This is a genomic window from Nonomuraea sp. NPDC051298 (assembly GCF_055586305.1).
This window is the reverse complement of sequence record NZ_JBVJIM010000020.1, coordinates 154,594-160,647: the sequence shown is the minus strand read 5'-3', so window position 1 is coordinate 160,647 and position 6,054 is coordinate 154,594. Positions and strand designations below refer to the sequence as shown.

2 protein-coding genes are annotated in these 6,054 nt (G+C 67.6%); both read right to left on the bottom strand.

Translation table 11 applies throughout. The features are described 5' to 3' along the window. Positions 1–469 precede the first annotated feature (469 nt). Positions 470–706 (bottom strand): hypothetical protein, encoded by a 237-nt coding sequence (locus ACZ6S0_RS39895; RefSeq protein ID WP_465924522.1) that lies wholly within the window; start codon positions 704–706, stop codon positions 470–472. 2,558 nt (positions 707–3,264) lie between these two features. Next, entirely contained in the window at positions 3,265–3,858 is a 594-nt protein-coding gene (locus ACZ6S0_RS39890) for a hypothetical protein (RefSeq protein WP_465924521.1), read from the bottom strand. Positions 3,859–6,054: the final 2,196 nt, after the last annotated feature.

Here is a 6,054-nt window from a genome sequence, read left to right as displayed (position 1 = left end):
TTCTACTGAGACGCCGTGCTCCTCGGGCGTCTCAGTAGAACTGTCACAACCGAGGTGGATGAGCCTCTCTGTGTCGCATCAATTGAGACGGGACAGCCGGGGGCTGTTTGTCCCATTTCAATTGAGCTGACACAGTATCAGCAGACCTAGCGCATTCGACAGCTTCTCAGTGGACCTGACATAAGAGACGAGGTCGGTCTCTCGCATCCTGATGGGCCTGCATCGCGGTTGCCGCCAACTGATGCCAACGCTCGCTGGCCGCGGTGAACCCTCGCATGTAGTAGGCGCCGGTAGCTGTTTCGCGAAAGGCGTCCCAAACGTTGGTGATCACTTCGGACTCGTCTTGCTGAGGCGCATCAGGCCGATAGGCATCGGGCCGGAAAGCGACGCTCATCGAAGCCACGGCGATGCTGGCTTCGGGGATGGAAAGCAGACGGAACGCTGCTGGCTTAGCTGCGTGGTGGAGCCGTCATAAGTCTTCCTGGTGGACGCGGAGGCCGGCGTGAACGGTGGGCTCGTTGTCTGGCTGAGGCACGTCGGTGACGGTGGCGTAGTCGTTGTCGGCGGCGTGTGAGCCGAAGGGCCCCGGTTCACCGGCTCTGCTGGCGCCCAGGATCGGTGCGCCGCCCTTGGCGCGATGTGGCGTGCGGATCACGGCTGTTCCTTCGGCTGTCGGGTCGGTGGCTTCATCGTGGTCGTGCGTCAAGGGGGCCATGAGACGGGACGAAGGAGCCCAGGGCTTCTTCTCCTGGCGTCTCCGTTCGGTTGAGGGCGGGCGGCACGGGGGCGCCGGTGCTCTTGGCGCTGTGTCGGGGCAGGGTGCGGACGACTATGTGCTGCTGCTCGTCCCAGCGTAGATAGCCGCGATCGGCCAGCCAGCGGAGATGGTCAACGAGTTCGTTGATCGTGACTCCGGTTTGTTCGGCGAGCTCGGCCAAGGTCACGGGTTGTCTGCGCGGTCCAAGCGGAAAGGTATCTGCGAGACAACGGTAGAAATTCGTCTCGCGGTTCCTCCTGTGAGGGCGCGCTGATTTTGTCGAATAGGTTCCATGGGGGCACAGCCAGCGCGTACACCGTTTGTGGGGAATCTGTGGCGTTGGCACTGCGATGGCGGTGTTCCTGGATTCGGTGTGCGAGACGTGCCCGCCGTCTCGGCTGCCGTGGCCTCTTTTTGCTCACGTGATGCTCCCTGTTTGGGATGATCGGATAGAGGGTGTCAATGCATTGTTCCGGTCCAACGTGGAGGAGAACCGAGTGATTCGAACTCGCCCCATCATAGAGATCAACTCAACTTGACAGAATAGGTCAACGTCGCCAATCTGTAACGGCACACAGTGCAGATCGCCAGCGGGCATCAGAGTGCAGGGGTCGAGCCATGGAGGCTGATCGTGCCGAGTCAACATGACCGATCTGGGCCGGTCGACCTGCTGCAACTGGCCGCTGCGGATGTGAAACTGGCCGTCCCGCAGGACACAGCCGCTGGCGTCCCAGGGACTGCAGACGAGACGTCCACAAGCGGTGCGGACGCATCTGCCCCACCGGAAACCTCTGCCGGAGGCGTCACCAACGATGAACCGGACAGGGAGTTTTGGGGAGACGATCTCGACGATGAGGCGCAGACAGGCCGGCGCGCTCGGACGCGCCTGCTTGCCGCAGCGGGAGCTGGGGTGGCAGCAGTGGTAGTCGTCGTCCTGCTCTTACGTGGAGGAGCAGGTGCCGAACCGGAAGTCCCGGTGACCTCCACTGCCACCCCGTCGACAGCCCCGTCATCAGCCCCGTCCGTACCCGCGCAACTCAAATCCCTGCCACCGCCGCCGACGGTTGACGGCATTCCGGAGTTCACCCCTTCACCGAGCCCCACAGCTCGACCGACCACGCGTCGGCCCACCCGTAAGCCTTCGGCCAGGCCCACTCAATCGCCGGCGGCTGTGACACGGCGTCCCAGCGCCCGGGCGACGAGACACTCTCCTGATCCGGCCACTCCGGGGGTGACGACCGGCCCGACGCGGCTGCCGCCGGTGCCGGAGGTGGAGAACCCTCTCGGGCCGACAGAGGCACCCCCCGTTCCGACCTCATGATGAGCAGGGGCCGCCCGTGCCGTGCCGTTCAGTCCTGGCCGCTGCGGCCAGACGGGCACGCTTTTGGGCGGCTGGTGACAACGGAAGCCGTGGAGGGCGCTGTCAGCTAAGGGGGTTACTCATGGCTGAGATCACTGGGGCGGAGCGCGGCACGCCAGGCGGCAAGCGTGCTGGCACCAGTTTGGGTCAGGAGAGCACGCAGCGTGCCCTACTGACATTGTTGTTGACATGAGGCGCTAACTCGCCGATAGGATTGTTGTCGAGTGAATTATGGCCGAGGTGGGGGCACCAGCGGCTGGCGCTTGGTGCGCTCAGCGAATGGGAGCCCTCATGGCTGAATACTTCACCTCATGCGCGCACGTGCGACGGCGTACGCGTGGCACGCGAGGCCGTCCTCTCTCTCCCGCGGTCCAACTCCTCTGCCTCCCCGCGGGCTTCCCACACGCGAAGCCCATCACCTGACCGGTAAGGCCCGCTGTTGGATTGCCGCATTTCAGCGCCCCGGCACGTCGACGCGAAGGGCTGGGCACCTGGGATCTCCCGCTTTCGAATACCGCCGGTGCCCAGCACTTTCATCAGTACGTGAGTGCGCGGTCCCTGGACCTGTGAGGTGCGGTGATGTCGTCGTCGATCGGAGCGAGGCATGTCGTCCACCGCACCCGGAAAGAAATCGCTGTTCCGCCGCATCCGCGCGGCTGTCTCTCGCGGCCGCCGTCGCGGCGAGCACCAAGCCGCCCAGCGGGCTCAGCAGGCGTACCGAGCACGCGCCGCTGGCGATTTCGCGCTACGTCGCCTGTCGGGCCAGCTCCAAGCACAGGTCACGCTGGCCCAACCCGCCATCAGCGAGGTCTATGACGACGCCTGGTGGCAACAGGCCACCCCCGAACGCATCGGCGGGGCGTGGCAGATCATCGTGTCCTGGGCTGCGATCGGTGAGCCTACTGCCACCGCCGCACTTGAGCATCTGCGCGAGCAGACCCATACCCGCTACGGCGTGCGCGTCGCTCACGTCCGCATGCAGGCCCGAGACGTGGTCGCACTGCTGGCCCGCGCCTGGCCGACACCTCCGGCTGCGCCGGCGGATGCCAACAGCGCTGCTGAGCGTCCGGTCTGCAGCTACGTCATCCGCGACCTCTGGCAGCGCACGATCGCCACTCAGGCGGTCGGCGTCGTGCCGCGCGAGGGCTTATCCGAGCAGGAGTTCGCCGCCGGACACATGCTCGCGTTCCAAGAGCGCCTGCGCGAGCTGGCCGGTCCACCGCCGGCAGACCAGCGCCTTCGGTACGTCATCGAACTCCACCGCGGTGTCGACGTCACGGGCCCACCAGCGCTGAGGCTGACCGACGGCCAAGCACGGCACCTCCACAACACCATCGAGGACCGTCGTCAGCAGATCCTCCATGGCGCGGTGGCACCGGCCGAAGAACGGCGTGATGCGCTCCTGGTACAGCGCGGTCGGCTCGATGACCTGATCACGTCCCATGAACGCGGCACTGCAGAAGAAATCGGCCCTCCTGGCGGAGCCGACACCGGTGAACTCACACCCCTGCGCGAGCAGCGAGCCTACGTTGAACTGCAACTGGCGGCCGTGGCAGCCGAGCTCCGCGGTGAAGACCCGCAATGGGTGTTCACCGCGTCGCAACTCCTGCACTGCCTCACCGAGCAGTGGTGGCAGCAGGCGAACCCTGAGCAGGTGGCGGGCCTCTGGCAGCACATCCAAGGCTGGAGCCAGGGGCAGGCTCAGCACCAGATGCTGACGCACCTCGTCAGTCAGATGCACGACCGCTACGGCGTCACCATCACCTCCGACGCATCCGCCGAACAAGTGTCCAACGCCGTGCGGGCCTTGGCCCCCCCACCGGCCGACACACCACCTCCTGAAGCGCAGGCCCTGCCCGACCCCACAGGAGAGCCACGCTCGACGGAGCCCGAGCATCCCGACCAGCGCCTGGCCGAGGCGCACGCCGATTTCGTCAGCAACGATTCGCCCGCGCCTGAACCTGCCGTGACGAGCACAGAGCAGACACCCTCGACCGAGCCGCGACCAACCGATGGCCCCGGACCCGAACAGCCCATTCACGATGACCCCGCCGCCGCCCTCGCTCCCCAACATCCAGCCGCAAGCGAGCAACCTGCGGCCATCCCAGCCTCGGGTCCAGAACGAGTCGGCAGTCCCCAGGCTCCAAGTCCCCCACCGCGCACGGAGCAGGGAGAACCACCCCCGCCCGCCCGCGCCGCGAGCAGCCCACAAGCAGCCGAAACGCCCACACAGCTCGAGCGACCCTCCGCTGCGCTCATCCCCGAGCAGCAAGAAGGCCCTCGCGAGCAACCGCCCACCTCAGCCGCAACGGCGCCGCCTCCTCCGCCGACGGAGCCTCAACAGTCGGCTGACCAGGCGCCTCCTGCACCGCGCCCCGCTTCCCCATCTCCCCCAGCCCCGTCACCCCCTGCTCCCGATGCTGATCCACAACCGGCCACGACCGGCCCTGAGACGCTCGAAAACGTCACCAGCACACAGCCCTCGTCACCGGCACGATCGATGCGCAACGAGGCGTTCAACGGTCCCGCAGACTGTCGCCGCGCACTGGACACCCTGGCCCAGCACATGCGGCGCTGGCTGAAGACCGCCACCTACCAGCAACTCGATGACGAAGAACAGCAACTGCGCGAAGAGTACGGATACGAGTGCACCAACGAAGGAGCTCGGCTCAAGCTCGCTTGGGTGAGCGCGGAGTCCCTATCGCTGGGAACCCGTCAGGACGTGCGGGCAGCGGTAAAGGGCTTCACCGAACTCGCCGACGTCGCGGCCTCGGCACACCGTCTGCTGGCCACTCGTGAGGCCTTCGCCCAAGCCGATGACGGCCTGATCCTTCACGCCGTGGCGATGCACGCCGCTGAGTTCGTTAGCCGCTTGCGCGCCACATCCACTTCAGCCACCGCACCGCACCAGCCGCAACAACAGCATGCCTCCCACCAAGCCATCAGCCAGACGGAGCCGCACCAGCTCGGACCAGTACCTGAACCTGCCCTCCCTCCAGCCGTCTCTGCCCAGGCAGGCACCTCATCAGCACCGCCACCCCCGCCAGGGCCGGTGTCCGCCGCTCCCACGCCCGTCCATGAGCCAGCCGCGCAGGCCACGCGCCCGGACAGCGGCCCACGCCACGCACCGCCGCCATCAGCACCGTCAGCTCCCTCGAAGCCGAGCTCTGAACAACAACGGGCCGAGAACGACAGCTCCGGATCGCTGCGGATCCCAAGCCCGCACAGCCCACGTCAGCAGCCGCCGACCAGGCCCGCACCGCCACGGTCGCACTCGACGCCACCGCAACCAACCGTGCCGCCCCAGCCCGCACTTGCCTCCGTGCGACCGCCGGGCCCCGACTCCGCGCCGTCGGCTGACGAGCCCGAGATCGCACGACCTGGCCCGTCGCAACGCCCGGAGAGCCGGCCAACTCAGCCCAACCAATCCGCACGGCCAAACCCGGCTGCGGGTGGCGACCAACGATCACACCAGCCACAGTCGGCCGCGCAGCCGCCCCCCACGGCTCCACCGCTCCCCTCCCCCGCACAGCATGTACTGCCCAACCCGGTCAGCACCCCCGCATCGCGCACAGCACCGTCACCTTCGACCCCCGACCAGCGACCCCCCGCCGCACCCGCACGCACCCCAGCCACCCCCCCGACACCCAGCCCGCCACGCCCCAAACCGGGCATCCCTGGCGAGGCACCCTCCCAGGCGGTCGTCCCCGCGCCGCAACCTGCTGCCCCAGCCGCGCCCCCTGCGCCCGTTCGCCCGGCGGAGCCACCGACAACGCCTCCCGCCCCTGCACCGTCGGCCTCCGCCCTCGGCACACCCACCGACCTCCGCCCACAGCAGCCGCTGCAAGCCGCCGCAGGCCCAGACTCAGCCGACACGCATCCTCCTGCACCGGCCCGCGATAGGGCCGCGCGGCGTCAAGGCCAGATGCCGTACCTC